At 65.8% G+C, this 24,415-nt stretch carries 31 protein-coding genes; 3 read left to right on the top strand and 28 right to left on the bottom strand.

The features are described 5' to 3' along the window. Positions 1 to 147 precede the first annotated feature (147 nt). The 18 genes from B5E42_RS02705 to B5E42_RS02620 all read right to left on the bottom strand — a co-directional run bounded on the left by B5E42_RS02705 (position 148) and on the right by B5E42_RS02620 (position 14,898). Positions 148 to 1,275 carry an aminotransferase class V-fold PLP-dependent enzyme gene (locus tag B5E42_RS02705; protein ID WP_087236614.1) on the bottom strand — a complete coding sequence of 376 codons (1,128 nt, stop codon included), beginning with the start codon at positions 1,273 to 1,275 and terminating at the stop codon, positions 148 to 150. Continuing rightward, a complete protein-coding gene (locus B5E42_RS02700; RefSeq protein WP_087236613.1) occupies positions 1,272 to 1,526 on the bottom strand; it encodes a DUF3343 domain-containing protein in 255 nt (84 codons plus the stop codon). Before B5E42_RS02700 ends, B5E42_RS02705 begins: the two co-directional genes overlap by 4 nt. Positions 1,527 to 1,594: 68 nt before the next feature. After that, entirely contained in the window at positions 1,595 to 2,071 is a 477-nt protein-coding gene (ispF, locus tag B5E42_RS02695; protein WP_087236612.1) for a 2-C-methyl-D-erythritol 2,4-cyclodiphosphate synthase, read from the bottom strand. Next, positions 2,068 to 2,799, bottom strand: a complete 732-nt coding sequence (gene ispD, locus B5E42_RS02690; RefSeq protein WP_242966992.1) for a 2-C-methyl-D-erythritol 4-phosphate cytidylyltransferase — start codon at positions 2,797 to 2,799, stop codon at positions 2,068 to 2,070. Before ispD ends, ispF begins: the two co-directional genes overlap by 4 nt. A 102-nt stretch (positions 2,800 to 2,901) precedes the next feature. Next, positions 2,902 to 3,381 carry a CarD family transcriptional regulator gene (locus B5E42_RS02685; protein ID WP_087236610.1) on the bottom strand — a complete coding sequence of 160 codons (480 nt, stop codon included), beginning with the start codon at positions 3,379 to 3,381 and terminating at the stop codon, positions 2,902 to 2,904. A gap of 173 nt (positions 3,382 to 3,554) precedes the next feature. Then, entirely contained in the window at positions 3,555 to 5,501 is a 1,947-nt protein-coding gene (locus B5E42_RS02680) for a bifunctional 4-hydroxy-3-methylbut-2-enyl diphosphate reductase/30S ribosomal protein S1 (protein WP_087236609.1), read from the bottom strand. Further along, complete coding sequence (locus tag B5E42_RS02675) at positions 5,498 to 6,115, bottom strand: lysophospholipid acyltransferase family protein (protein ID WP_087236608.1); 618 nt, start codon at positions 6,113 to 6,115, stop codon at positions 5,498 to 5,500. The genes B5E42_RS02680 and B5E42_RS02675 overlap by 4 nt, the downstream gene beginning before the upstream one ends. Next, positions 6,112 to 6,792 carry a (d)CMP kinase gene (gene cmk / locus B5E42_RS02670; RefSeq protein WP_087236607.1) on the bottom strand — a complete coding sequence of 227 codons (681 nt, stop codon included), beginning with the start codon at positions 6,790 to 6,792 and terminating at the stop codon, positions 6,112 to 6,114. The genes B5E42_RS02675 and cmk overlap by 4 nt, the downstream gene beginning before the upstream one ends. Further along, positions 6,789 to 8,006, bottom strand: coding sequence for an NAD(P)/FAD-dependent oxidoreductase (locus B5E42_RS02665; RefSeq protein ID WP_242966997.1), 1,218 nt, complete (start codon positions 8,004 to 8,006; stop codon positions 6,789 to 6,791). The genes cmk and B5E42_RS02665 overlap by 4 nt, the downstream gene beginning before the upstream one ends. Positions 8,007 to 8,044: 38 nt before the next feature. Next, positions 8,045 to 8,914 (bottom strand): MurR/RpiR family transcriptional regulator, encoded by an 870-nt coding sequence (locus tag B5E42_RS02660; protein WP_087236605.1) that lies wholly within the window; start codon positions 8,912 to 8,914, stop codon positions 8,045 to 8,047. Positions 8,915 to 9,055: 141 nt separating this feature from the next. Next, a complete protein-coding gene (locus B5E42_RS02655) occupies positions 9,056 to 9,748 on the bottom strand; it encodes a pseudouridine synthase (RefSeq protein WP_087236604.1) in 693 nt (230 codons plus the stop codon). Positions 9,749 to 9,791: 43 nt separating this feature from the next. Continuing rightward, the gene (locus B5E42_RS02650) at positions 9,792 to 10,889 is read right to left on the bottom strand and encodes a D-alanyl-D-alanine carboxypeptidase family protein (RefSeq protein WP_087236603.1); all 1,098 of its coding nucleotides are present in this window, start codon (positions 10,887 to 10,889) and stop codon (positions 9,792 to 9,794) included. A gap of 28 nt (positions 10,890 to 10,917) precedes the next feature. Next, positions 10,918 to 11,340 (bottom strand): GerW family sporulation protein, encoded by a 423-nt coding sequence (gene ytfJ / locus B5E42_RS02645; protein WP_087236602.1) that lies wholly within the window; start codon positions 11,338 to 11,340, stop codon positions 10,918 to 10,920. Between the two features lie 3 nt (positions 11,341 to 11,343). After that, on the bottom strand, positions 11,344 to 11,955 hold the full coding sequence (locus B5E42_RS02640; protein ID WP_087236601.1) for a DUF2953 domain-containing protein: 612 nt from the start codon (positions 11,953 to 11,955) through the stop codon (positions 11,344 to 11,346). 4 nt (positions 11,956 to 11,959) lie between these two features. After that, positions 11,960 to 12,622 carry an SMC-Scp complex subunit ScpB gene (gene scpB / locus B5E42_RS02635; RefSeq protein WP_087236600.1) on the bottom strand — a complete coding sequence of 221 codons (663 nt, stop codon included), beginning with the start codon at positions 12,620 to 12,622 and terminating at the stop codon, positions 11,960 to 11,962. A 46-nt stretch (positions 12,623 to 12,668) separates the two neighbouring features. After that, positions 12,669 to 13,424: a segregation/condensation protein A gene (locus B5E42_RS02630; RefSeq protein ID WP_087236647.1), complete on the bottom strand. Its 756-nt coding sequence runs from the start codon at positions 13,422 to 13,424 to the stop codon at positions 12,669 to 12,671. A 64-nt stretch (positions 13,425 to 13,488) separates the two neighbouring features. Beyond that, a complete protein-coding gene (locus tag B5E42_RS02625) occupies positions 13,489 to 14,199 on the bottom strand; it encodes a site-2 protease family protein (protein ID WP_087236599.1) in 711 nt (236 codons plus the stop codon). A 3-nt stretch (positions 14,200 to 14,202) separates the two neighbouring features. After that, positions 14,203 to 14,898 (bottom strand): tyrosine-protein phosphatase, encoded by a 696-nt coding sequence (locus B5E42_RS02620; protein ID WP_087236598.1) that lies wholly within the window; start codon positions 14,896 to 14,898, stop codon positions 14,203 to 14,205. Between the two features lie 157 nt (positions 14,899 to 15,055). Here B5E42_RS02620 and B5E42_RS02615 point away from each other — a divergent pair, with 157 nt between their 5' ends. Genes B5E42_RS02615 through B5E42_RS02605 form a run of 3 tightly spaced genes read left to right on the top strand, consistent with a single transcriptional unit; the run spans position 15,056 to position 17,217 of the window. Continuing rightward, positions 15,056 to 15,445: a spore cortex-lytic protein gene (locus B5E42_RS02615; protein WP_087236597.1), complete on the top strand. Its 390-nt coding sequence runs from the start codon at positions 15,056 to 15,058 to the stop codon at positions 15,443 to 15,445. Between the two features lie 14 nt (positions 15,446 to 15,459). After that, complete coding sequence (locus B5E42_RS02610) at positions 15,460 to 16,662, top strand: peptidoglycan-binding protein (protein WP_087236596.1); 1,203 nt, start codon at positions 15,460 to 15,462, stop codon at positions 16,660 to 16,662. Between the two features lie 12 nt (positions 16,663 to 16,674). Beyond that, positions 16,675 to 17,217: a peptidoglycan-binding protein gene (locus B5E42_RS02605; protein ID WP_087236595.1), complete on the top strand. Its 543-nt coding sequence runs from the start codon at positions 16,675 to 16,677 to the stop codon at positions 17,215 to 17,217. Between the two features lie 48 nt (positions 17,218 to 17,265). Here the strand turns inward: B5E42_RS02605 and hisE are convergent, their stop codons facing one another. The 10 genes from hisE to B5E42_RS02555 form a co-directional block, all read right to left on the bottom strand. Next, positions 17,266 to 17,595 carry a phosphoribosyl-ATP diphosphatase gene (gene hisE / locus B5E42_RS02600; protein WP_087236594.1) on the bottom strand — a complete coding sequence of 110 codons (330 nt, stop codon included), beginning with the start codon at positions 17,593 to 17,595 and terminating at the stop codon, positions 17,266 to 17,268. Then, on the bottom strand, positions 17,592 to 17,930 hold the full coding sequence (gene hisI / locus B5E42_RS02595; RefSeq protein ID WP_087236593.1) for a phosphoribosyl-AMP cyclohydrolase: 339 nt from the start codon (positions 17,928 to 17,930) through the stop codon (positions 17,592 to 17,594). Before hisI ends, hisE begins: the two co-directional genes overlap by 4 nt. Positions 17,931 to 17,935: 5 nt before the next feature. After that, positions 17,936 to 18,691, bottom strand: coding sequence for an imidazole glycerol phosphate synthase subunit HisF (gene hisF / locus B5E42_RS02590; RefSeq protein WP_087236592.1), 756 nt, complete (start codon positions 18,689 to 18,691; stop codon positions 17,936 to 17,938). Further along, a complete protein-coding gene (gene hisA, locus B5E42_RS02585) occupies positions 18,685 to 19,407 on the bottom strand; it encodes a 1-(5-phosphoribosyl)-5-[(5-phosphoribosylamino)methylideneamino]imidazole-4-carboxamide isomerase (RefSeq protein ID WP_087236591.1) in 723 nt (240 codons plus the stop codon). The genes hisF and hisA overlap by 7 nt, the downstream gene beginning before the upstream one ends. Next, positions 19,404 to 20,012 carry an imidazole glycerol phosphate synthase subunit HisH gene (hisH, locus tag B5E42_RS02580; RefSeq protein ID WP_087236589.1) on the bottom strand — a complete coding sequence of 203 codons (609 nt, stop codon included), beginning with the start codon at positions 20,010 to 20,012 and terminating at the stop codon, positions 19,404 to 19,406. The genes hisA and hisH overlap by 4 nt, the downstream gene beginning before the upstream one ends. A 19-nt stretch (positions 20,013 to 20,031) precedes the next feature. After that, the gene (gene hisB, locus B5E42_RS02575) at positions 20,032 to 20,607 is read right to left on the bottom strand and encodes an imidazoleglycerol-phosphate dehydratase HisB (RefSeq protein WP_087236587.1); all 576 of its coding nucleotides are present in this window, start codon (positions 20,605 to 20,607) and stop codon (positions 20,032 to 20,034) included. Further along, positions 20,604 to 21,917, bottom strand: a complete 1,314-nt coding sequence (gene hisD / locus B5E42_RS02570) for a histidinol dehydrogenase (protein WP_087236585.1) — start codon at positions 21,915 to 21,917, stop codon at positions 20,604 to 20,606. The genes hisB and hisD overlap by 4 nt, the downstream gene beginning before the upstream one ends. Beyond that, complete coding sequence (hisG, locus tag B5E42_RS02565) at positions 21,914 to 22,561, bottom strand: ATP phosphoribosyltransferase (RefSeq protein ID WP_191378782.1); 648 nt, start codon at positions 22,559 to 22,561, stop codon at positions 21,914 to 21,916. Before hisG ends, hisD begins: the two co-directional genes overlap by 4 nt. A 2-nt stretch (positions 22,562 to 22,563) precedes the next feature. Next, positions 22,564 to 23,733 carry an ATP phosphoribosyltransferase regulatory subunit gene (gene hisZ / locus B5E42_RS02560; protein WP_087236581.1) on the bottom strand — a complete coding sequence of 390 codons (1,170 nt, stop codon included), beginning with the start codon at positions 23,731 to 23,733 and terminating at the stop codon, positions 22,564 to 22,566. 123 nt (positions 23,734 to 23,856) lie between these two features. Continuing rightward, positions 23,857 to 24,369, bottom strand: coding sequence for a ferritin (locus B5E42_RS02555; RefSeq protein WP_087236579.1), 513 nt, complete (start codon positions 24,367 to 24,369; stop codon positions 23,857 to 23,859). Positions 24,370 to 24,415: the final 46 nt, after the last annotated feature.

Here is a 24,415-nt window from a genome sequence, read left to right as displayed (position 1 = left end):
GAACTTTTTGAAACTTCAAAAAAGTTTCAAAAAGTTGTTTGATCCAACGCGAAAGGGAACCCTGACGGTTCCCTTTCACACTATCCCTCCCTCCGAATCCTTCGGCCGGTGGGTTTATCGGCAAGCCCGAACAGCCGCACTGGGCGGCTATTTTCTGTACTCTGCCAGCTCGGCCGCCGCCCGGATCAGGCGGCGCAGCTCCTGCTGGGTATTGAAGGCGGAGACGCTGACGCGGACGGTGCCTGTCTCCAGGGTGCCGGCGGAGCGGTGGGCCAGGGGCGCGCAGTGGAGCCCCGCCCGGACGGCGATGCCCCGCCTGCCCAGGGCCTCCCCCGCCGCCTCGCAGTCCATGCCGTCGATCCGGAAGGAGAGCACACCGGCCTGGGCCGCCGGCTCCTCCGCCTGGAACACTGTGATGCCGGGAATCCGGGCCAGTGTCTCCCCCGCCGGACGGAGCAGCCGGCGCTCATGGGCCAGGATGCGCTCCGTCCCCTGGGCCCGGACGTAGCGGAGGCCCTCCAGCAGGCCGGCGATGCCCGGCATGTTGTGGGTGCCCGCCTCCAGCCGGTCGGGGAGGAACTCCGGCATGTCCTGGAGGGCGGAGGCGCTGCCCGTGCCCCCCTGGAGAAGAGGCTTTGTCTCCGCGCCGCACAGCAGCAGGCCGGTGCCCTGGGGGCCGTAGAGGCCCTTGTGCCCCGGCATGGCGATGAAGGCCGCTCCCAGTTCTCCCATCCGCACCGGCAGGCAGCCGGCGGACTGGGAGGCGTCCAGCACAAAGGGGATCCCCCGCGCCCGGCACAGGGCGGCAATCTCCTCAACCGGCAGCACGAAGCCGAATACATTGGACACGTGGGTGCAGAGCACCGCCTTCACGTCCCCGTCCAGCTGCCGCTCAAAGGCCGCCAGCTGGGCCTCCCGGTCAAAAAGGGGTGCCTCCGCCACCCGCACCTCCGCCCCCAGGGCGCGGAGGGGACGGGTGACGGCGTTGTGCTCATAGCCGGAGATCACCACCGCGTCCCCCGGCTCCAGCAGGGAGCGGATGGCGATGTTCAGGCCGTGGGTAGCGTTGAAGGTAAACACCACCTGCTCCGGGTTCTCCAGCTGGAAAAGCTCCGCCGCGGCCCGGCGGCAGGCAAATGCCGTCTCCGCCGCGGCCATGGCGGGGGCGTGGCCGCCCCGCCCCGGGGTGGCCAGATGGTTCACCGCCCGGGCCATGGCCCGGGCCACGGCGGGCGGCTTCTGCAGGGTGGTGGCTGCGCTGTCCAGATAGATCATAACAGCACCTCTTTATAGCCGCCGTCCCCGGACATGATATAGATCCGCCTGGGGGAGAGCCCCACCCGCTCCAGCACCAGCAGCGCGCGGGCCAGGTTCCGCTCCGACACCTTGACGGAGTGGCTGCACCCCTCGCCGGCGATGATTCTGGGCGAGCGGAGAATATAGGCCGTGATGCCCGCCCGCTCCAGGGCGGCCGCCGTCCGCTGGGCGTAGGTCAGCGAACGGCACACGATGAGATAGTAGACCATAGCAAAACGCTCCTCTCGTGCCAGTGTATGCACGAAAGGATCGTCGGGTTCTGCCCCGTTGTCCGCGGTCAGCCGTCCTCCTCCACCAGGCAGACGGCGTGGGCGGCCATGCCCTCCCCCGCACCGGTAAAGCCCAGGCCCTCCTCGGTGGTGGCCTTGACGCTCACCCGGGACAGGGGCACCTGGAGCCGGTCGGCCAGGTTCCGGCGGATGGCGGGCAGGTGGGGGGCCAGCTTGGGGGCCTGGGCCAGCACGGTGGCGTCCACATTGCCCACCCGGAATCCCCCGGCATGGAGCCTGGACACCACCTCGTCCAGCAGGCGGAGGCTGTCCGCCCCGGCGAAGGCCGGGTCGCTGTCCGGGAACAGATGGCCGATATCCCCCAGGGCGCAGGCACCCAGCAGGGCATCCATCACCGCGTGGGTGAGCACATCCGCGTCGGAGTGGCCCAGCAGCCCCCGCTCATAGGGGATCTCCACACCGCCCAAAATCAGCTTTCGCCCCTCCGCCAGCCTATGTACATCATAGCCGTGTCCGATTCTCACTGCTCTTCCCTCCATGCCAGAAGCGCCTCCGCCACCGCCAGATCCTCCGGGGTGGTGAGCTTCAGATTGCAGTAGTCCCCCTCTGTCAGGGCCACGCCGATGCCCAGCCGCTCCACCGCGGCGCAGTCGTCGGTGAGCTCCGCCCCGTCCTCCAGGGCCTTTTGCAGCGCGGTTTTGATCAGATCCACCTGGAACACCTGGGGGGTCTGCACCGCCCGCAGCTCGGCCCGATCCAGGGTGGCCGTCACCAGCCCGTCCCGCGCCCGCTTTACCGTGTCCTTCACCGGTACTGCCGGGGCCGCCGCGCCGCACTCCGAGGCCCGGCGGATCACCGCCTCCAGCACCGCCTGGCTCACCAGGGGCCGGGCCCCGTCGTGGATGGCGGCCAGCTCCGCGTCCGGGGAGAGCTCCCCCAGGCCGGCCAGCACCGAGTGGCTGCGGGTCGCCCCGCCCACGATCACCTTGCGCACCTTCTCCAAAGCGGCATCCCGGCACAGCTGGCCGATGGGGACGATCAGCTCCTCCCGGGTCACCACCACGATCTCCGTGATATAGGGGCACAGTTCCAGCGCCCGCAGGGTGTGCAGCAGCACCGGCTGCTCCCCCAGAGGGAGCAGCAGCTTATCCTGCCCCATGCGGGTGGAGCTCCCCGCAGCCGGCACCACGGCGGAGCAGCGCAGCTCCTCCTCCCGCCGCCGCCGGAACAGGCGGCCCAGCAGTCCGGCCATGTCCATCTCTCCTTTCAAAAAAAGGGAGCCTCTTCGGCTCCCCCCTCCAATTGATTTTGCCCGGCCCGGCCGGGCGGTTCCGCAGAACCGCCCCCTACAGACTTATTGGGCCAGGGCGGTATTTATGCGCGCCTCCACCTCGTCATAGCTGGAATTCTGGGAGAGAACGATCTCGGAGATCAGGATCTGCTTGGCGGAGTGGAGCATCTTTCGCTCCCCCGTGGACAGCCCCCGTTCCCCCTCCCGGAGCATCAGGCCCTTGACCACCCGGGCCACCTCCAGCAGATTGCCGCTTTTCAGGCGCAGCATGTTCTCCCGGTAACGCTGGTTCCAGTTGGGAATCATGTCCACCTTGATGCCCGGAATGGCCGCGATGACCCGGTCGGCCTCCTCGCCCTTAATGACGGGCCGCACGCCGATCTCCTCGCTGTTGGCCGTGGGGATCATCACCAGCATGCCGCCCACCGGCAGCTTGAGAATGTAGTAATCTCTGACGACGCCGTTGACTTTCTTCTGCACGATGCTGTCAATCACGCCGGCACCATGCATCGGATGGACAATTTTGTCTCCCACCTGAAACACGTTTCCACCTCCCAGCAGAACATTCCGTTTCGTATACCTCCAATTTTACCCTACGTAATGTATTATAGTCGCCTTTTTTCCCCTTTGCAAGCCGTTTCCTGTTTATTTTTTGTAAATCCGAAAAAAACAGCGCCATTTCCACAGGAAATGGCGCTGTTTGGTCAATCAGGTGATTACTCTTCGTTGACGTCCTCGTCCTCGGCGGCGGGCTCCTCCAGGAGCGCGCGGATGGACAGGGAGACCTTCTCGTGCTCGTAGTCGATGTCGATGATCTTCACATCCACCATCTGGCCCTCGCTGAGCACGTCGCCGGGCTTGTCGATGCGGTGATCCGCGATCTGGGAGATGTGGATCAGGCCGTCCACGCCGGGGACGATCTCGGCAAAGGCGCCGAAGGTCATCAGCTTGACGATGCGGACATTGGCCACGTCGCCCACGTTGTACTTGCCGGTGAAAATCTCCCAGGGGTTCTGGGTGCGATCCTTCATGCCCAGAGAGATCTTCTTCTTCTCCTTGTCGAAGGAGATGACATACACGTCCACGGTGTCGCCCACGCTCACCACCTCAGAGGGGTGCTTGATGCGGGACCAGGACAGCTCGGAGATGTGAACCATGCCGTCCACGCCGCCGATGTCCACGAAGGCGCCGTAAGAGGTCAGGCTCTTGACGGTGCCGGTGTAGTGCTTGCCCTCCTCGATGTTCTCCCACACCTCGGCGGCCTTGGCGGCGCGCTCCTCGGCCTCCACGGCGCGGATGGAGCCCACCACGCGCTTGCGGGCGCGGTTGACCTCGGTGATGCGCAGGCGCACCTTCTGCTTGACCAGCTGGCTCATGGGAGTGTCCCGGGGCAGACCGGTCTGGGAGGCGGGCACAAAGACGCGCACGCCCTTGATGTTGACGACAACGCCGCCCTTGTTCTCCTCGGTGACCACACCCTCGACGGTGGTGCGCTCCTCGCGGGCCTGCTCAATGTCCTCCCAGCTCTTGACCGTGTCAAGGCGCTTCTTGGAGAGGGTGACCACACCCTCCTGGTCGTTCACGCGCATGACATAGGTCTCAATCTCGTCGCCGACTTTTACCAGATCCTCAACCTTGACCGCAGGGTCGTCGGTCAGCTCGGACACCGGTATGTAGCCGGCGTGCTTAGTCCCAAGATCCACATAGATCTCAGTGGGCGTAATGCCAGTGACAACGCCTGTGACCTTCTCCCCTGTATGCAAAGTTTTGATCGACTTCTCCAGCATTTCAGCAAAGGATTCCTCGATCTCAATGTTTTCGTCGCTCATTTTGTCATAGACCTCCTTTATAATCCACTCAGGCGTGGACGCGCCCGCAGTGATTCCAATAGAAGCCTTCCGACACAGGGTGGAAGGTTCCAGCTCCGCCGCCCGTTCGATCCAAACCACCATGGGGCAGAGCGCCCCGCATAGTTCCGCCAGCCGTTTGGTGTTGGAGCTCTCCCGTCCTCCGATGACGACCACAGCATCGGATCGCGCGGCAAGCGCCTGGGCCTCAGACTGCCGTTTACACGTAGCATTACATATTGTATCAAAAATTTTTAAGTTTGTACACTCTTTTTTTGCTTTTTCTACGCAGGAATCCCAAATAAATCGGGTGGAGGTGGTTTGGGACACCATGGTGAGGGGCATTTCCCGCCGCTCCGGGGCCTCATCCAGCCAGTTTGACAGGGCCTCTGCCCCCTCCAGCACCACGGGACGGGCACACCAGCCGGCAATGGCGGCCACCTCCGGATGGGTGGGCGTGCCGATGATCAGCACCTGCCGCCCCTCCTCCTCCGCCTGGGACACAATGCCGTGGATGCGGGATACGTTGGGGCAGGTGGCGTCAATCACCGTACACCCACGGGCGGCCAGGGCCTCGTGGACGGCCCTCCCCTCCCCGTGGGAGCGGATGAGCACGGCGCTTCCCTCCGGGATCTCCTCCATCGAGGCGGTCAGGCCCACGCCCATGGCCTCCAGCCGGGAGATCTCGTCCCGGTTGTGGATGATGGGCCCCAGCATGACGCAGGGCCTGCCCTGTCCCGCCGCCTCCTCCGCCAGCTGCACCGCCCGGCGGACGCCGTAGCAGAAGCCGGCGGTTCTGGCCAGCTCGACTCTCATCGGCCGGCCTGAGGCTTCAACGCCTCAATGCGCTCCATCAGATCATCCGCCACGGCGTGGTAGTCCTCCTGGGTGGGCTTGCGCCCCTCCGGCACCTTGGGATAGTATGCCTCGCCGAACACCACGGGATTCCACCGGAAGAATCTTTTTTCCGCCGGTAAGTAGATGGGGATGATGGGCACGCCGGTGCGCAGGGCCAGCATGGCCGCGCCGGTCTTGGCGTCGCCGAAGTCGCCGTCCTGGTGGCGGGTGCCCTCGGGGAACATGAGGAGCAGCTCCCCGTTTTTCAGGTACTTGATGGAGGTCTTGATGGCGGCCACATCCGCCTTGCCCCGCTTGACGCCGAAGATGCCGCCGTGGCGGAGCACCCAGCCGATGAAGGGCCAGTGCATGATCTCCTCTTTTGCCATCACATGGATCTGATAGCGCCACCCCAGGGCGTAGGCGATGAACAGGGGGTCGTTGGTGCGGGTGTGGTTGGCGCACAGCAGCGCGCCCCCCCTGGGGCGGTTCTGCTTATTGATGCACCGGGTGGGCATCACAATACGAAACACCACCCAGAGTACAATATAGGCAATACAGTAGACAAGGTTCTTCTTTGGCTTCTTATTCATGCATGCAGCCGCTCCTTTATGGTGTCCAGCAGGACGCCCAGACTCTTCTCCAGAGAGTTGCCGGTGGTGTCCACCAGCAGAGCGTCCTCTGCCTGCCGCAGGGGGGCGGCGGCCCGCCTGGTATCGTGCTCATCCCGCTGAATCACATCCCGCAGGACGGTATCATAGTCGGTCTCCTGCCCCCGCTGGCACAGCTCCTCATAGCGCCGGCGGGCCCGGTCTTCCGGAGAGGCGGTGAGGAAGATCTTCACGTCGGCCCGGGGCAGCACCACGGTGCCGATGTCCCGGCCGTCCATGATCACGTCGTGGGTGCGGGCCAGCTCCCGCTGGCGCTCCAGCAGAAAGTCCCGCACCGCGGGAACGGCAGAGACACAGGAGGTATACCGGGAGATCTCATGCTGACGGATGGCGTCGGTCACGTCCTCGCCGTCCAGGTACATGTGCTGCAGGCCGTCCCCGCCGTATTTCAGCTCGATGTTCAGGCCGGGCAGCAGGGCGGTCACCGCCGCCCCGTCCTCCGGATCCACCCCCTCCCGGTATGCCTTCAGCCCCACCGTGCGGTAGATCGCCCCGGTGTCTACGTACAAAAAGCCCAGCTCCTTGGCCAGCAACTTGGCCAGCGTGGATTTCCCCGCCCCGGACGGCCCGTCCACGGCGATGCTCTTGTGCTCTGTCATGGGTTGCTTCCTCCTCGGTTTTCAGTGCAGGACAGGGCGGCGGCCTCCCCGGCCGCCCGGCCGGTGGCCCAGGCGAGCTGCAGGTTGAAGCCGCCGGTATAGGCATCCACGTCCAGCACCTCTCCGGCAAAATAGACGCCGGGGGCCAGCTTGGACGCCATGGTGGTGGGGTTGACCTCCGACACCTTGACCCCGCCGGAGGTGACGATGGCCTCCTCCACCGGGCGGGGGCCCTTGATGTCAATGCGCAGGCATTTGAGGGTGTCCAGCAGTCGGCGGCGCTGGGCCTTGGTCACAGAATGTGCCTTCTCCTCCGCCGGGATGCCGGTGAGCTCCACCAGCACCGGCACCATCAGTCGGGGCACCAGCCCTTCCAGCACATTGTGGAAATCCCGGTTGGCGTTTTCCTCCAGATCCCGGAGCAGCCGCTTGTCCAGCTTCTCCTCGTCCAGGGCGGGCTTGAGATCCAGGTTGATGTAGTAGTGCTCCTTCTCAAAATCCCGCATGTGGGCGCTGGCGCTGAGGATCAGCGGCCCGGACAGGCCGAAGTGGGTGAACAGCAGCTCCCCCTGCTCGGCGTAGACCGCCTTTTTCTTCCCGTTTCGCACCTGGATGGCCACGTTGCGCAGGGACAGGCCCTGCATCCTGGCGCAGAAATCCTGCTCTGCCACCAGGGGCACCAGGCTGGGCCTGGGGGGCAGAACGGTGTGCCCCACGCTGCGGGCCAGCGCATAGCCGTCGCCGGTGGAGCCGGTGAGCGGGTAGGACACCCCGCCGGTGGCGATCACCGCCGCCCCGCCGGGGTAGAAGCCGCCCTCCCCTTCCACACCCAGGAGGGCGCCGTCCTCCCGCCGCAGGGACACGGCCCGATCCTGCACCACGGACACCCCCGCCCGGCGCAGGGCGCGGAGCAGGGCGTCGATGATGTCGGCGGCCTTGTCCGACTGGGGAAAGACCCGGTTCCCCCGCTCCGTCTTCAGCGGCACGCCCAGGCCCTCAAAAAACGCCTTCACCGCCTCCGGCGGGAAGCGGGTGACGGCGCTGGTGAGGAATCGGCTGTTGTGGGGGACGTTTTGGAGCACCTCCTGCACCGTGCAGTCGTTGGTCACGTTGCAGCGGCCCTTGCCGGTGATGTACAGCTTGCGCCCCAGCTTGGGGTTGCGCTCCAGCAGGGTGACGGAGGCCCCCCTTTGGGCGGCGGCAAGGGCGGCCATGCATCCGGCCGCGCCGCCGCCGACAACAATCACATCACTCAATGGTTCTCTTCCACCTTCTCATAGACCTGATACTCATCCCAGATCTGCTCCAGCGTCTCAAAGGTCTGGGAGAGGTCGTCGTTCTTCTTCCGCCCGATGGCCACGATCAGGGCATTGACCAGGGACAGCGGGGCCACCAGGGAGTCCACGAAGGAGGCCATGTCGCTCTTGGCCAGCAGCTTCAGCGTGGAGATGGGGGCCAGAGGCGAGGTCTCGCTGTCGGTGAGGGCGATGGTGGTGGCCCCCCGGTCGCTGGCAAACTGCATGGCCGTCACCGTCCGGCGGGAGTACCGGGGGAAGCTGATGCCGATCACCACATCCCCGGGCCCCACCCGCAGCAGCTGCTCGAACACCTCACTGGTGGAGGTGGAGTGCACCACCGTCACATGGTCGAAGATAAGGTTGAAATAGAAGCCCAGGAAGCTGGCCAGGGCCGCCGCCGAACGCACCCCCAGGATATAGATGTGCCGGGCCGCCACAATGGCGTCCACCGCCCGGTTGAAATGCTCCCGGTCTGTCTCCTCCAGAGTCATGCGGATCTTTTCCATGTCCGACTGCATCACCATGGACAGGATATCCTGGTCGCCGATGCGGTCGTTGGACACCTCGATGCGCTGGATGGAGGTGAGCTTGGAGCGGATCATCTCCTGGAGGGCCTTCTGCATGGCGGGATAGCCGTCATAGCCCAGTTCTGCGGCAAAGCGCACCACCGTGGACTCGCTGACGCGGACGGTCTTGCCCAGGCGGCTGGCGGTCATGAAGGCCGCCTTGTCATAGGACTCCAGAATGAAATTGGCAATCAGCTTCTGTCCCTTGGAGAAGGTGGGCATATTGCCCTGAATCACCGATAAAATGTCGTTGGACATGGATGGATCCCCCTACTGTCTGTCCGCTCCGGCGGGAGTGGCGCCCAGACGCGGATTTCAATCTTCTTTATCATACCGGGTCTGGCGGGGAAAAGCAATCCCCTTTTGCAAGTTTTTCTCCCAATCTTGCAAAGAGGGACGTCACAGGCCCAGCAGACGGAGCTCCTCCGCCGTCAGGCGGCGCCACTTCCCCGGCGGCAGGGCGCCCAGTCGGAGCGCCCCCTCCCGCACCCGCTTCAGGCGGCGCACCTTCAGCCCGGCGGCGGCGCACATGCGCCGCACCTGGCGGTTGCGCCCCTCGTGGATCACCACGGAGAGCAGCCCGGGCCCCAGCTCCTCCACCCGGGCCGGGTGGAGCGGGATCCCGTCCAGCTCCATGGGGCCCCGCAGCACCGGCAGGGCGGCGGCCACATCCCCCTCCACCCGGACATGGTACTCCTTCTCCACCTCGTGGCTGGGGTGGATGAGCCGCTGGGTGAGCGCCCCGTCGTCGGTAAGGAGCAGCAGGCCCTCCGAGTCCAGATCCAGCCGCCCCACCGGCCACACCCGGGCCCCGCAGCCCGTCACCAGCTCCGCCACGGTTTTCCGCCCCCTCTCGTCGGACAGGGTGGTCACATAGCCCCGCGGCTTGTTGAGCATCACATAAGTACGGCGGGCCGGCTCCGCCAGGAGCCGCCCGTCCACCCGGATCTCGTCCCGCTCCGGGTCGGCCTTGTCCCCCACCCGGGCGGTGCGGCCGTTCACCGTCACCCGTCCGGCGGCCAGCCAGCCCTCCGCCGCCCGCCGGGAGGCCACGCCGCGGGCGGACAGGATTTTTTGCAGCCGCTCCTCCACGGCGCGTCCCCCCTTTTATAGGTTACAACAGAAAGATTCCTCGCTATGCCCCGCCGCGGAGGCGGTTCAAAAGCCCCTCCAGCAGGCCGGGGCCGGCCCGGTCGTCGAACACGGACTGGCTGTACACCAGCTCGGTCTCCCCGATCACCTCTCCGTCCAGGGTGAACACCAGCTGTCCTGCCGTCTCCCCCGCCTGGACAGGGGCCGCCACCGCCTGGGACAGTTCGATTTTTGCCTCCACCCGTTCCCCTTCCGTCAGGGGATAATACACGTCGGAGACCGTCTCCACCGGCACAAACCGGCACAGGCTCCCCGACACCGGCACCGCGGACACCGCCCGGCCCGCCAGGGCCAGCATGGTATTGGGATAGCCGGCAAAGCCGTAGTCAAACAGGGCGGCGTGATCCGCCCAGTCGTTGCGGTCATTGAGGGTGACGGCAATCAGGGTCTGGCCGTCCCGCTCCGCGCTGGACACCAGGGTGCGCCCCGCCGCCTCGGTATAGCCGGTCTTGAGGCCGGTGCAGCCCTCATACTGCCACAGCAGCTTGTTGTGGTTGGTGAGGGAGCGGCCCGCCACCGAGACGGATCGGGTGCTGACGATGCGGGCCAGGGTCTCGTGCTCCAGCACTGCCCGGGCCAGGCGGGCCATGTCGGCGGCGGTGGAGTAGTGCCCCTCCTCGTTCAGGCCGCTGGGGTTGGTAAAACGGCTGTGCTCCATCCTCAGTCGGGCGGCCTTCTCGTTCATCCAGGCCGCGAAGGTCTCGCTGTCCCCGGCACAGTAGCCGGCGATGGCCTCCGCCGCGTCGTTGCCCGACACCAGCAGCAGGCCGTAGAGCAGCGCCTCCAGGGTGAGCTGCTCCCCCGCCTTCAGGTACATGGAGGAGCCCTCAATGCCCGTCCACTCCGGCCGGATGGTGACCACGTCGGACAGCTCCGGATGGCGCTCCACCGCCACCAGGGCGGTCATCAGCTTGGTGATGCTGGCGATGGGCCGCTCCTCGTCGGCATTTTGGGCGTAGAGCACCCGGCCGCTGCCGCCGTCGATCAGGATGGCGGAGGCGGCCGACGTGGACGGCCCCGCCGCGTCGGCGGCGGGGCACAGCAGTACCAGAACCAGCAGAAGGGCGGAGACGCGCTTCAAGGGACATCACCTCGGGCAGAAGATGCCCTTAGTATGTCTCTCCCGTCTCCCCTTTATCCTGGCCCTTGGCCTGCTGCTTCTCGATGAAGTCGGTGACCTTGTCCACCACCTCGGGCACCATCTCCACCACACGATCCACGGTGGTGGCCGCCGGGGGCGCCACGGGCATCAGCTTCACCGTGTCCCCCTTGACGATCAGGAAGGCCACCGGGGACAGGTTCATCCCCGCGCCGCTGCCGCCGCCGAAGGAGTTGTCAGCCTCCGGCTTCTGGTTTTTGGAGACAAAGTCGCTGCCGCCGGAGGCAAAGCCCACCGTCAGGCGGGAGATGGGGATGATGGTCACATTCCCCGCCTGGATGGGCTTACCCACGATGGTGTTCACATCCGCAATCTCCCGGAGCTTCTGCATGGTGGTGCTCATGAGGTCGTCAATGGGATGCTGCTTTTCCATAGCTTAAACCGCCTCTTTCTGTCTGGCCGGGGCCTTGGCCCCGGAATTGGATTGGGAATTTGCTTTCAGAAACCCCGCTGCCAGCCGCAGGGCCAGGGAGATGGCCTGGGCCGCGGTGAGGGTGGCCGCCGCGGAGAGGGCAATCTCCGGCCGCTGGGCGGTAAAGTCCACCCGGGTGCGGATGTCCCTGTCCTTCACGTTAAAATTCTGCTCCACCAGGGGCCAGATCATACCCACCGCCGCATTGGCTCCGCCGAACATCAGGGCCGCCGACGCCGGGTCGGACGCCGCGGCGGTGAACTCCAGGGTAAAGCTGTCGACGCGGATCTTCCGCTTCAAACGCCCTGCCGCGTCGGTGATCAGCGGCAGGTACTGCCTGAGCTGGGCCAGCGGGCTTGCCCTCTCCTTGGGCTTGTCCGGCTCTTTTTTCTTCTTTTTCCGCTTTTGCGGCTTCTCCGGCCTGGGCGGCCGCGGATAGGCCTGAATCCGCAGAGGCCCTGCCTTGACGCGCACGCACAGGCCCTGGGCGGTGTAATCCACCGCCGCTCCCAGGCGGATCTGGCCCAGGAGCACCAGGGCCAGCACCACCGCGGCCAGGATCACAAGGGCTGTCATGGGCTTATTGCGCCTCCTCCGTCTGGGCCAGCTCCCGGGCGGCCTGGAGGATCTCCTCCTCCGTCACATCGGCCGTCTCCCCTTCCGCCTGTTCCTCCGCCTGGAGCTTCTCCAGCGCCGCCTGCATCTCCAGGGTGATCTGTCCGTCCTCCGGGGATGCGTTGGGCAGCTCAGGCAGCTCCTCCAGGCTGGACAGGCCGAAGGCGCGCAGGAAGTTCTGGGTGGTGCGGTACTGGATGGGCCGGCCGGGCACCGCCAGGCGGCCGCACTCCTCGATGAGCTCCCGCTCCAGCAGCAGGCCCACGGTGTAGGAGCTGTCCACCCCCCGGATCTGATCCACATAGGCCCGGGTGACGGGCTGGTAGTAGGCGATGATGGCCAGCACCTCCAGGGCGGGCTGGCTTAGGCGGGCGGGCCGCCGGCTCTCGAAGGCCCTGCGGATATAGGGGGCGAACTCCGGCGCGGAGCAGAGCTGATAGCTGCTGTCCAGCTTCAGAAGCCGGATGCCCCGCCGCTCATAGCTGTAGGCGTCCGCCAGACGCTGGCACACCGCGTCCGCCGTGGCCCGGTCGATCTCCAGGGCCAGGCAGATGCGCTCCACCCCCACAGGTTCCCCGGCGGCGAACAGGATGCCCTCAATGGCGGATTCAATTTCCTTCAATTCCATAGTATAACCCCAATCTGCCCCGATGTAACCCGGCAGTGATGTTCCCCTACTCCGCCGTCTCGGCGTCGGTGGTCAGCTCCAGCTCTCCCGCCGCCCCCTCCTCGGTGCAGGTGACGGTGCAGTCGGTCTCCGTGCCCGCCAGGCGCAGCCGCCGGGCCTTGCACAGCTCCAACACGGCGATGAAGGTGGCCACCACCTCGGAGCGGCTGCGGTTGCCCTTGAACAGGGCCCGGAACCGGGTCACGCCGAAGCGGCTGAGCCGATCCAGGATCTCGCTGGCCTTGTCCGCCACCGGGTAGGGCTCCCGGCCCACGATCCCCTCGAAGGCGGCCATGGGGGGCGGCAGGCGGTGATCCACCCGCTCCAGCACCGACCGCATGGCCCGCACCAGATCCTCGGGCCTGTGGACATAGCGGTAGGTCTTCTCCACCGGCATGGGCTCCGGCGTCTTGGTCAGATAGTCCCGGCCCACGGCGTAGCGGTCGGACAGCTCTGGCACCACCGCCTTGATTTTGGCAAAGTTCTCGTGGCGCTGGTGCTCCTCCAGGGAGGCGATGAGCTGTTCCATCTCGGACAGGGCCTCCTCGTCGTGGATGGACAGGAGCATCCGGGTCTTGATGAACACCAGCTGGGCCGCCATGGTGACGAACTCGCTGGCTACCTCCAGATCCAGTTCCTTCCGCCGGGCCATCCACGCCAGGTACTGATCCAGGATCAGGGAGATCTGGATGTCCTTGATCTCCATTTTATTTTTGCTCAGCAGGTGGAGGATCAAATCCAGAGGGCCGTTGAAGTCCTCCATCTCCTCATCCCGTGCCTTGACCACCTTTTCCAGGTGAAAAATCGGCGTTTCGATGGCGCTCACCTCAAAACAGTTGAAAGATACTGGCCGCGTCCTGGAACACCAGCAGGGCCCCCATGGGCATGCCGGTCACGGCGCAGAAGCCCTGGAGTATATGGAGCATGAGGAAGGACAGGGGCCGGTCAAACGCCCCCAGCAGCACCAGGACGATCAGCACCCCCATGACGTACTTCTCATAGCGCAGGATGGTGTAATACGCCCGGTCGGGCAGCAGGGCGAACAGGATCTTGGAGCCGTCCAGGGGGGAGATGGGGACCAGGTTGAACAGCCCCATGCCCACGCCCAGCAGGGCCAGGTTGGACAGCAGGCACAGCACCGCCACCCACACCGGGTGGAGCGGGGCAATGTGGTAGATCAGGGAGGCAATCGCCGTAGCCGCCAGGGCGGTGAGGAAATTGGCCGCCGGCCCGGCCAGGGCGGTGAGGGCCATGCCCTGCTTGGGGTGCTTGAAATAGCGCATATCCACCGGCACCGGCTTGGCCCAGCCCACCTTGGCGATGAGCATCATCAGCAGGCCGAAGAGATCCAGGTGCTTGATGGGGTTGAGGGTGAGCCGCCCGGCGTTTTTTGCGGTGGGATCCCCCAGCCGCCAGGCCACGAAGCCGTGGGACAGCTCGTGCAGGGTGATGCACAGCAATGCCGCCGCCGCGCTGATGAGCAGGGTGAGCAGGCCCCACCAGTCCATGCCCCGGACAAATTGTGTTACAGAACCCAAAGGCTATTCCTCCAGCAGTTTCTCCCGCAGCCGGTTCAGCTGTCCCTCCGACAGCCCGGCGGCGCGTAAGTAATCCGGCACGGAGCCGTAGGCCCCCTCCAGCCGGTTCAGGCAGTCCTCCAGATACTCCGTCCGGGAGGCGCCCACATAGGCGGGCAGGTTTTCCTGTGTCTGCCTCATCCACTGGATCACGGGGCGGATGTAGGTCTCCGAAACCTGATAGTCGGCCAGAATATCCAGCCGACCCACCCCCGCCAAGGTAAGCAGCAGGGCGGCCACGCAGCCGGTGCGGTCTTTGCCCGCCATGCAGTGGAAGAGCACGCCGCCGGGGGCGTCGGCGATGGCAGCCAGCACAGCGGCCACCTCCTCCTTCCGCTCCAGCATCTGGAAGTACCCCCAGCCCACCAGCTCCTCCTCATGGGGCAGCTTCACGCCCCCGGACAGGGGGAGATGGCGGCAGGTAAAGCCGGGCTGTCCGGCCAGCTCGTCAGGCAGTTTCTCCATCTCCGCCGGGCTGCGCAGGTCGATCACCGTGGTGATCCCCCGCTCCAGCAGCCAGTCCCGGTCGGCCTGGGAGAGCCCCGTCGGGTTGTCGCCCCGGAGCAGCCGCCCCCACCGGGTGGTCTTCCCGCCGGTCGCAGGATAGCCGCCCAGATCCCGCAGATTCAGCATCTTTCCAAGCCGGATGCGGCGGTACATGCCCCTTCCTCCTTCCGCCGCCCCTCCGGGCGGCTGATACGGTAAAGCCAATTATAGCAAATTCCCCCGAAAAGCACAAGGGGATGCCCGCCGTTCCGCCGGAGAGAACCCTTCTCCCCCCTTCCGGCATAGGATGGGCAAAAAGGAGGAATGTCCCTTGGCCTCAATTGGAACCATCATGCTCCGCGTCTACACCTCCCGGGCCCAGCTGCCGGTGCTGGGGGCCACGGTGGCGGTCACCCAGAAGAGCGGCGGCGGGCGGCATACCCTGCTGGCCGTCCGCACCACCGATGAGAACGGCCGCATCGCCCCGGTGCGGGTGGCCACCCCCGACCCGGCCGCCAGCGAATCCCCCGGCACCCCAACCCCTTTCGCCTCCTGCGACGTCTGGGTGGAGGCGCCGGGCTATGAGATGCTCTATCTGGAAAATATGCAGGTGTTCCCCAACACCGAGACCCTCCAGGAGGTGGATCTGACGCCCCTGCCCGAGCAGGCCCCGCCCGCCTCCCGCGGTGAGACCGTCAACGTCACCCCCCAGGAGCTGTAAAGGAGGCCGTCTGTATGCCCACCACCCCCATCACCCCCTATGTGCCACAGTCCATCACCGTCCACCTGGGGCCCCCCGGCGCGGACGCGGAGAACGTGACGGTCTCCTTCCCGGACTATGTGAAAAACGTGGCCTCCAGCGAGATCTACCCCACCTGGGAGCTCGCCGCCATCCGGGCCAACGTGCTGGCCATCATCTCCTTTGCCCTCAACCGGGTGTACACCGAGTACTACCCCAGCCGGGGCTACCCCTTCAACATCACCTCCAGCACCGCCTATGACCAGAAGTTCATCAAAGGACGCAGCATCTTTGAGAACATCAGCCAGATGGTGGACTCCATCTTCACCTCCTACATACGCCGCATCGGCTTTGTGGAGCCTCTGGCCGCCAAGTTCTGCAACGGCACCACCACCACCTGCGACGGCCTGTCCCAGTGGGGCAGCCAGGCCATGGCGGAGCAGGGCGCCGACTCCATCACCATCCTCCGCAGCTACTATGGCGACAACATCGAGATCGTCACCAACGCCCCAGTGATGGGCATCCGGTACTCCTACCCCGGCGCCCCGGTACGGCTGGGAGACCGGGGGGAGGCGGTGCTGCGCATCCAGACCATGCTCAACCGCATCTCCCGGGACTACCCCGCCATCCCCAAGGTGCAGCCGGTGGACGGCATCTTCGGGGAGGGCACCGAGCAGGCCGTGATCAAGTTCCAGCAGATTTTCAGCCTCACCCCCGACGGCATCGTGGGCAGCGCCACCTGGTATAAGCTGGTGTTCCTCTACGTAGGGGTGCTGGATCTGGCGGAGCTGGTCAGCGAGGGCCAGACCTTCTACGCCAACGCCATCCCCCTGGAGTTCTCCGACGTGGTGGCCCCCGGGGACACCGGGGAGGAGGTGCGGGTGATCCAGTACCTGCTCTCCGTGGTGTCCGAGTTTTACAGCAACGTGCCCCCGGTGGCGGTGGACGGCGTCTACGGCCCGGCCACCCGGCAGGCCGTCATCGCCGTACAGCAGATGGCCGGTCTGCCCCAGGACGGAGTGGTGGGGGAACAGACCTGGCAGGCCCTCTACCGCCTCTATGCCGGCATCGCGGACACCATGACCGAGTACACCAACGTGATCCCCGAGCAGTACCGCCCCCAGCTGGCGGAGAGCGACGCCACCAGCCTGACCCAATACCCCGGCCGCCCCCTGACCCTGGGCAGCACGGACGCATAAGGAGGCCCACCCATGATCCGCACCGACACCCACTACATCGGCCGGCCGGTGCGCAGCCTGCAGACCATGCTGCGCACCCTGTCCTATGTCTACCCCTTCCTCCCCCGGGTCACCCCGGACGGGATCTTCGGGGAGCGCACCCTGGAGGCGGTGATGCTCCTCCAGCGGGAGTTCTTTCCCCCGGTCACCGGCAGGGTGGATCAGGGCACCTGGGACGCTATCACGGCCCTCTACCGTCAGGCGGAGCGCCGGCTGTCCGCCCCCCTGCCCGTCACCACCAGCCCCGGGGATGAAATCGTCCACCTCAACAGCGTCCAGTCCATGTTTCGGGGGCTGGGCAGCGTCCTGGACGGGGTGGAGCCGGGGGCGGTGAACGGCCGCCACGACGGCCCCACCACCCGGAACCTCCAGTGGCTCCAGCGTGCCGGTGGAAGACCCGAGACCGGCAGGCTGGATCCGGAGAGCCAGCACACCCTGGAGCAGCTGTACCGCATCTTTGTCACCCACGCCCAGTCGCCCTGGCTCACCCGGCCGGAGCTGCTGGGTGGGAGTTGAATGAAAAAGCGCGCCGGGAGAGGTTCTCCTCCCCGGCGCGCCTGCGTCTCAGGTCTCGTGATCCACGGTTTTCATCTGCTTCAGGTTGCCGATCTTCCGGCTGCGGCGCTCCAGCTCGGCCAGCACCGCCTCCAGAGGAATGTCCTGAGCCGCCAGCAGCACCATCAGGTGGTAGAGCAGGTCGGAGATCTCCTCCACCGTCCGCTCCTGCACGCCATTCTTGGCGGCAATGATGGTCTCGGCGCTCTCCTCCCCCACCTTCTTCAAAATCTTGTCCAGGCCCTGGTCGAAAAGATAGCAGGTGTAGGAGCCCTCCTGGCGCTCCGCCTTACGGCCCAGCACCACCTGATAGAGATCTTGCAGAACAGTATCGCTCATGGTTCTTCCTCCCAAATTTCGTTGAAAAAGCAGCTTTGGGCCCCGGTGTGGCAGGTGGGCCCCTCCGGCACGCAGAGGTAGAGCAGGGTGTCGGTGTCGCAGTCGGTGACCACCTTCTTCACGTGGAGGAAGTGGCCGGAGCTCTCCCCCTTGTTCCACAGCTTCTGCCGGCTGCGGCTCCAGAACCAGGCGGTCTTGGTTTGCAGGGTCAGCTCCGCCGCCTCCCGGTTGGTGAAGCCCAGCATCAGCACCTCCAGGCTGCTCGCGTCCTGAATAATCACCGGGATCAGCTCTGATTTCCGGAAAAGCTGATCCAAATCGAAGGTTGTCTCCATCTTCCTCACCTCACCGGAATATTCCGCGCCCGCAGGTAGTCCTTCACCTGGGGCACAGTCAGCTCCCCGAAGTGGAACAGGGAGGCCGCCAGGGCCGCGTCGCAGCCCGTCTCCTCAAACACCTCCGCGAAGTGGGACAGGCTCCCGCAGCCGCCGGAGGCGATCACCGGGATGCCCACCGCCTCGGTCACCGCCTTTGTCATGGGCAGGTCGAAGCCCGCCTTGGTGCCGTCGGCATCCATGGAGGTGAGGAGAATCTCCCCCGCCCCCAGGGCCTCCCCCTTTTTGACCCACTCCAGCAGATCCAGGCCCGTGGGCTTCCGCCCGCCGGCCACCACCACCTCCCAGGTGCCGTCTCCCCGGCTCCGGGCGTCCACGGCCAGCACCACACACTGGGAGCCGAACCGCTCCGCCGCCTCGGTGATCAGCTCCGGCCGGGCCACAGCCGCCGAGTTGACGGAGATCTTGTCCGCCCCGGCCCGCAGCAGCTCCCGAAAGTCGTCCAGGGTGCGGATGCCGCCCCCCACCGTCAGGGGGACAAACACCTGCTCCGCCGTCCGCTCCACCACGTCGGCCACCGTCTTGCGGGCCTCGTGGGTGGCGGTGATGTCCAGAAAGACGATCTCGTCCGCCCCCTGGTCGGAGTAAAACCGGGCCAGCTCCACCGGGTCGCCGGCGTCCCGGATGTTGACGAAGTTGACCCCCTTCACCACCCGGCCGTCCCGTACGTCCAGGCAGGGGATGATGCGCTTGGCTAACACTGCTCGCCCGCCTCCTTTACCGCCAGGGCCAGATCCACAGCCCCGGTGTAATACGCCTTGCCCACGATGGCCCCGTAGAGACCCATGTCCCGCAGGCGTCGGATGTCCTCGTTGCTGGACACACCGCCGCTGGCGATAATTCGACAAGTAATTTTCCTTTGCAGACTTTCAAGGCGATCCCAGGAGGGGCCTGTCAGCATGCCGTCCGTCTCAATATCTGTAAAGATGACAATCTTTACACCTATTTGCTCCATGGATGCGGCAAAGTCCAGATAGTCCAGCCCGGAGGAGTCCTCCCAGCCGGCGGTTTTGACCACGCCGTCCCTGGCGTCAATGCCCACGGCGATGCGCTCTCCGTACCGCTCCACGGCGGCCCGTACAAAATCCGGGTCGCTCACCGCCGCCGAGCCGATCACCATCCGGGTGACCCCCATTGCGTCGGCGGCCTCCAGATCCGCCAGGGTGCGCAGGCCGCCCCCCAGCTCCACCTTCAGGCCGGAGTGCTCCGCCACGGCGCGCACCTCCGCCTCGTTCTTCCGGGCCCCGCTGCGGGCGCCGTCCAGATCCACCATATGGATGTATTTTGCCCCGGCGGCGGCAAAGGCCCGCGCCGTCTGGAGGGGATCCTCCGCCACCCGGTGGACGGTGTGAAACTCCCCCTTGCGCAGGCGGACTACCTGGTGATCCTTCAAGTCAATGGCAGGCAGCACAATCATCGGCTCAGCCCTCCGAAGTTCTTCAAAATGGTCAGCCCCACTTCCCCGCTCTTCTCCGGGTGGAACTGACAGCCGTACACCAGCCCGTGGTTCACCGCCGCCGTCACCGGCGCGCCGTAGTCGGTCGTAGCGATCACGTCCGCCGGATCGTCGGCCAGGGCGCAGTAGGAGTGGACGAAGTACACCGACGCCCCCTCGTCCAGCCCCCGGAACAGGGGGGATTCCCCGGGAAATGTCAGGGTGTTCCAGCCGATGTGGGGCAGCTTATAGGGGGTCTCAATCTTTTTGACGGAGCCGTGTACCAGTCCCAGCCCCTCACAGGGCCGCACCTCCTCCCCCCGGTCAAAGAGCAGCTGCATCCCCAGGCAGATGCCCAGCATGGGCTTCCTGGCCGCCTGCTCCGTCAGCAGGCCCGCCAGGCCGGTCTCCCGGAGCCTCTCCGCCGCGTCGGGGAAGGCCCCAACGCCGGGCAGGAGGATAGCGTCGGCCCGCTCCAGCTCCGCCCGGTCACTGGTGATGCGGCTGGGCAGGCCCAGGTAGTTCATGGCGTTGGTCAGACTCTTGAGATTGCCAACCCCATAGTCCACAATCGCTGTATAGCTCATTTCCTTGTCACCGTCTCTCTCACAGGACTCCCTTGGTGGAGGTCACGCCGGTGCCGGTCACCTGCACCGCGTCCTTGATGGCCACGCCCAGAGACTTGAACAGGGCCTCGGTGATATGGTGGGCATTCTTTCCATAGAGGGCCTTCGTGTGTAAAGTCAATCCACTGTTCATTGCTAGCGCCCGCATGAACTCCTCCGTCAGGCAGGAGTCGTAGCCCCCGATCATGGGCTGGGGCATCTCGGCGTCGAACACCAGGAAGGGCCGGTTGGAGAAGTCCAGGGCGGTGAAGCACAGGGCCTCGTCCATGGGGATGCAGGCGGAGGCAAACCGGCGGATGCCCTTCCGGTCGCCCAGGGCCCGGCTCATGGCCTGGCCCAGCACGATGCCCACGTCCTCCACCGTGTGGTGGCCGTCCACCTCCAGATCGCCCCGGGCGGTGAGTTCCAGCCCCAGGCCGCCGTAGAAGGCCAAGGCGGTGAGCATGTGGTCGAAAAAGCCGATGCCGGTGTGAACCTCCACCACCCCGCCATCCAGGCATAGGCGGAGATCGATCCGCGTCTCCTTGGTTTCCCGGGTAATCTGGGCCGTCCTCATGCTCTCCCCTCCCCTTTGTCTGCCGGGCCGTCCACGTCCTCAAACCGCACCCGGATGGAGTTGGCGTGGGCGGTCAGGTGCTCCGCCTCCGCCAGCCGGATGATGTCGTTCCGGATGGGCTCCAAGCTGGCCTTGCCATACTGGATGATGCTCATGGTCTTGAGGAAGCTGTCCACGCTCAGTGGTGAGAAGAACCGGGCGGTGCCGCTGGTGGGCAGCACGTGGTCAGGCCCGGCCAGGTAGTCCCCCAGAGGCTCCGGCGACCAGGCCCCCAGGAACACCGCCCCGGCATTTTTGATCTGGGACAGCAGGGCCCGGGGATTCTCGGTCATGATCTCCAGGTGCTCCGGGGCGATCTCGTTGGCCAGGGCCGCGCAGTTGTCCAGGGTGCCGCACACGATGGCGCAGCCGAAGTCCCGGAGAGAGGCCTCCATGATCTCGCTGCGGGTCAGGTAGCCAGTCTGCCGGACAATCTCCCGGTCCACCGCCTCCGCCAGAACCCGGCTGGTGGTGAGCAGCACGGCGGAGGCCAGCTTGTCGTGCTCCGCCTGGCTCAGCAGATCGGCGGCCGCCAGCCTGGGATCCGCCTTTTCATCGGCGATCACCAGCACCTCGGAGGGGCCGGCCACCATGTCGATGTCCAGCTGGCCGTAGGCCATGCGTTTGGCGGCGGCCACGTAGGCGTTGCCCGGCCCCACCAGCTTGTCCACCCTGGGGATGAAGCCCGCCCCGTAGGTCAGGGCGGCCACCGCCTGGGCCCCGCCCACGGCGATCACACGATCCACGCCGGCAATTTTCGCGGCGGCCAGCACCGCGTCGTTCAGGTTCTCCGTGGGGGGCGTAACCATGACGATCTCCCCCACCCCTGCCACCTTGGCGGGGACGGCGTTCATCAGCACCGAGGAGGGGTAGGCCGCCGTGCCGCCGGGCACATAGATGCCCACCCGGCTCAGGCCCCGGACGATACGGCCCACCACGCCCCCGTCGGGGGAGCGCCACTCCTGGCTCTTGAGCAGCAGCTTTTCATTGTAGTCCCGGATGTTGGCCGCCGCCCGCTCCAGGGCAGAGAGCAGTTCTGGCGGGCAGGCCGCGCAGGCCGCCTCCAGCCGCTCCGGCGCAATCTCATAGGGCTCCGCCCCGTCGAATTTCCGGGAGCAGGCCGCCACCGCCGGGTAGCCGTTCTCCCGCACGTCCTCTAGGATGGCCGCTGCGGCCCTGTTGATCTCCGCGCCCGCCTGGGCGGCCCGGGCCCGCATGGCCTGGAGTACCTCCCGCTCCCGCCGCCCGTCGGCTGTCACAATCTGAATCATGCTCTTCTCTCCAATTCCGCCTCACACCGGGCAATAAAGTCCTCGATGGCCTCCTTGTGCAGCTTCATGCTGGCCGTGTTGACGATCAGCCGGGCACTGACCTGGGCCACGTCCTCGATGGGCACCAGGCCGTTCTCCCGCAGGGTGGCCCCCGTCTCCACGATGTCCACGATGGCGTCGGCCAGGCCCAGGATGGGGGCCAGCTCCACCGAGCCCTCGATCTTGATGATATCCACGTCCATGCCCTTCTTCTCGAAGAAGGCACGGGCCACGTTGGGGTACTTGCTGGCAATGCGCCGGGTCTGGTAGGTGCCGTAGAAGTCGCTTCCCTCCTTCACCGCCAGGGCGAAGCGGCACTTTCCGAAGCCCAGATCCAACACCTCATAGAAGGTACGGCCCTGCTCCAGGATGGTGTCCTTGCCCACGATGCCCAGGTCGCACACCCCGTGCTCCACGTAGGTGATCACGTCCGGTGCCTTGGCCAGCACCGCGTCCAGGGGGTAGTTGGGGATGGCGTGTACCAGCCGCCGGCCGGGGTGTTCGATGGGGGTGCAGTCCAGGCCCATGGCGGTGAACAGCTCCACGCTCTTGTCCAGCAGCCGCCCCTTGGTCAGGGCGATGCGCAGTCGGTTTTCCCGGTTCACGCTCATAGCCGCACCAGCCTTTCCGCGCCGTTCTCCAGGGTGAGCACCCCGGAGGCGCCCCGCTCCCTCGCCAACTCCATCGTCTCCTCCAGCGTCTCGCAGGGGGAGAGCTCCCGCCGGCCGCCGCCGCCCTGCTCCAGGGCGGTGAGGGCCCAGGAGAGCTGCCCCGGCTCAAAGTAGACCAGCAGCTCCAGCCGTGGGGACTCCTCCAGGGGCAGGCAGCCCGCCACCGCGTCGGCGTCCACGGCGAAGCCGGTGGCGGGGGCGCTCCGGCCGAAGGCGGCGGTGAGGCCGTCGTACCGGCCGCCGGAGAGCACCGCGTTGCCCGCTCCGTCGGCATAGCCCCGGAACACCACGCCGGTGTAGTAGTCAATCTGGTGAACCAGCCCCAGATCAAACCGGATGAACGCGCCATAGCCGGCCGCCTCCAGCTCCCGGTACAGATTCCGGAGGTAGGTCAGGGCCTCGTGCTCCCCGGCCAGCTTCTCCGCCTCGTCCAGCACCTCCACCCCGCCGAACAGGCGGGAGAGGCGGCGCAGGGCCTGACAGGCCGGACGGTCGCCGTAGGGCTCCAGCAGATCGTTGAGGGCGGCGAAGTTCTTCCCCTCGATGAGGGCGCGCATCCGCTCCACCTCGTCCTCATCCATCTCCATCCGGGCGGCCAGGTTCCGGAAAAAGCCGGCGTGGCCCAGCTCCACGTGGAAGTCCGTCAGCCCGCAGGAGCGCAGGGCGTCCACCGCCAGGGCCACCACCTCCAGATCCGCCCGGGCGCCGGCGGCGCCGATGAGCTCCACGCCGCACTGAGCGATCTCGCTACTGCCCCCCCGGTGGGCATCACCGGAGCGGAATACCGTCTGGTCGTAGTAGAGCCGCTGGGGCAGCGGCAGGTTTTTCAGCTTGGTGGCCGCCACCCGGGCGATGGGTGTGGTGCAGTCGGGCCGCATCACCATGATCCTGCCGCCCCGGTCGATGATTTTCAGCATGGCCTCCTGGGGCAGCGGACTGCCCGACTGGAGAAACAGGTCGTAAAATTCCACCTCCGGGGTGCTGACCTCCCCGTAGCCCCGGCCCTGAAACAGGCCGGTCAGCGCCTGCCGCACCCGCCGGCGCCCCCGGCACTCGGCAAAGAGGCGGTCTCTTGTCCCCTCCGGTGTATTGATAATGGATCTCAATGGGGCTCCCCCCTTCTTGCTTTATCACACTACTACGCTAATATACTATATTGTACTCATCCTGTCAACTGTCAAATAAAACAGCCCCCATCGGATCCGATGAGGGCTGTTGGTGTAGATTGCTTAGAGGGTCAGGCTGGGGGCGGCATAGACACGGGCCGCCAGCTCGCTGTTGAGCATGTACAGGCCCTTGGCGTCGTCGCCGTAGAGCTCCATCTTTTTGATCAGATCCTCGGCGTTCTTCTCCTCCTCGCCCTGCTCCTTGACGAACCAGTCCAGGAACTGCATGGTGCGGAAGTCCTTCACGCTGTAGGCCGCGTCGTAGATGGCGTGGATCAGGCCGGTGACGTAGCGCTCGTGCTCCAGGCCGGCCTGGAGCACCTTTGCCCGGTCGGTGGGGGCGCTCTCCGGCTTGGCAACGGCCTCCAGCGCCGGGCGTACGTTGTTGTTCTGGAGGTACTGGAACATGAGCATGGCGTGATCCCGTTCCTCCTGGGCCTGTACCTTGTACCAGTTGGCGAAGCCGTCCAGGCCCTCGTCCTCAAAGAAGGCGGAGAACTCCAGATAGAGATAGGCGGAGTAGAACTCCTTGTTGATCTGCTCGTTGAGCAGCTCTGCAACTTTCTTGTCCAGCATGTGCTGTCACCCTTTCTGCTTTCAGTAAGTTAAGGATAACACGGAC

The organism is Flavonifractor sp. An10, from assembly GCF_002161215.1.
GTDB classification, from domain to species: domain Bacteria; phylum Bacillota; class Clostridia; order Oscillospirales; family Oscillospiraceae; genus Flavonifractor; species Flavonifractor avistercoris.
This window is presented reverse-complemented; position numbering and strand designations above follow the sequence as displayed.

Coding starts and splice junctions, on each gene's coding strand:
- B5E42_RS02705 (WP_087236614.1), bottom strand. CDS start 1,275: ATGATCTATCTGGACAGCGCAGCCACCACCCTGCAGAAGCCGCCCGCC.
- B5E42_RS02700 (WP_087236613.1), bottom strand. CDS start 1,526: ATGGTCTACTATCTCATCGTGTGCCGTTCGCTGACCTACGCCCAGCGG.
- ispD (WP_242966992.1), bottom strand. CDS start 2,799: ATGGCCGGACTGCTGGGCCGCCTGTTCCGGCGGCGGCGGGAGGAGGAG.
- B5E42_RS02680 (WP_087236609.1), bottom strand. CDS start 5,501: ATGAGAGTCGAGCTGGCCAGAACCGCCGGCTTCTGCTACGGCGTCCGC.
- B5E42_RS02675 (WP_087236608.1), bottom strand. CDS start 6,115: ATGAATAAGAAGCCAAAGAAGAACCTTGTCTACTGTATTGCCTATATT.
- cmk (WP_087236607.1), bottom strand. CDS start 6,792: ATGACAGAGCACAAGAGCATCGCCGTGGACGGGCCGTCCGGGGCGGGG.
- B5E42_RS02665 (WP_242966997.1), bottom strand. CDS start 8,006: ATGGCCGCCCTTGCCGCCGCCCAAAGGGGGGCCTCCGTCACCCTGCTG.
- B5E42_RS02660 (WP_087236605.1), bottom strand. CDS start 8,914: ATGTCCAACGACATTTTATCGGTGATTCAGGGCAATATGCCCACCTTC.
- ytfJ (WP_087236602.1), bottom strand. CDS start 11,340: ATGGAAAAGCAGCATCCCATTGACGACCTCATGAGCACCACCATGCAG.
- B5E42_RS02640 (WP_087236601.1), bottom strand. CDS start 11,955: ATGACAGCCCTTGTGATCCTGGCCGCGGTGGTGCTGGCCCTGGTGCTC.
- scpB (WP_087236600.1), bottom strand. CDS start 12,622: ATGGAATTGAAGGAAATTGAATCCGCCATTGAGGGCATCCTGTTCGCC.
- B5E42_RS02630 (WP_087236647.1), bottom strand. CDS start 13,424: ATGGAGGACTTCAACGGCCCTCTGGATTTGATCCTCCACCTGCTGAGC.
- B5E42_RS02620 (WP_087236598.1), bottom strand. CDS start 14,898: ATGTACCGCCGCATCCGGCTTGGAAAGATGCTGAATCTGCGGGATCTG.
- B5E42_RS02610 (WP_087236596.1), top strand. CDS start 15,460: ATGCCCACCACCCCCATCACCCCCTATGTGCCACAGTCCATCACCGTC.
- B5E42_RS02605 (WP_087236595.1), top strand. CDS start 16,675: ATGATCCGCACCGACACCCACTACATCGGCCGGCCGGTGCGCAGCCTG.
- hisE (WP_087236594.1), bottom strand. CDS start 17,595: ATGAGCGATACTGTTCTGCAAGATCTCTATCAGGTGGTGCTGGGCCGT.
- hisI (WP_087236593.1), bottom strand. CDS start 17,930: ATGGAGACAACCTTCGATTTGGATCAGCTTTTCCGGAAATCAGAGCTG.
- hisA (WP_087236591.1), bottom strand. CDS start 19,407: ATGATTGTGCTGCCTGCCATTGACTTGAAGGATCACCAGGTAGTCCGC.
- hisH (WP_087236589.1), bottom strand. CDS start 20,012: ATGAGCTATACAGCGATTGTGGACTATGGGGTTGGCAATCTCAAGAGT.
- hisB (WP_087236587.1), bottom strand. CDS start 20,607: ATGAGGACGGCCCAGATTACCCGGGAAACCAAGGAGACGCGGATCGAT.
- hisD (WP_087236585.1), bottom strand. CDS start 21,917: ATGATTCAGATTGTGACAGCCGACGGGCGGCGGGAGCGGGAGGTACTC.
- B5E42_RS02555 (WP_087236579.1), bottom strand. CDS start 24,369: ATGCTGGACAAGAAAGTTGCAGAGCTGCTCAACGAGCAGATCAACAAG.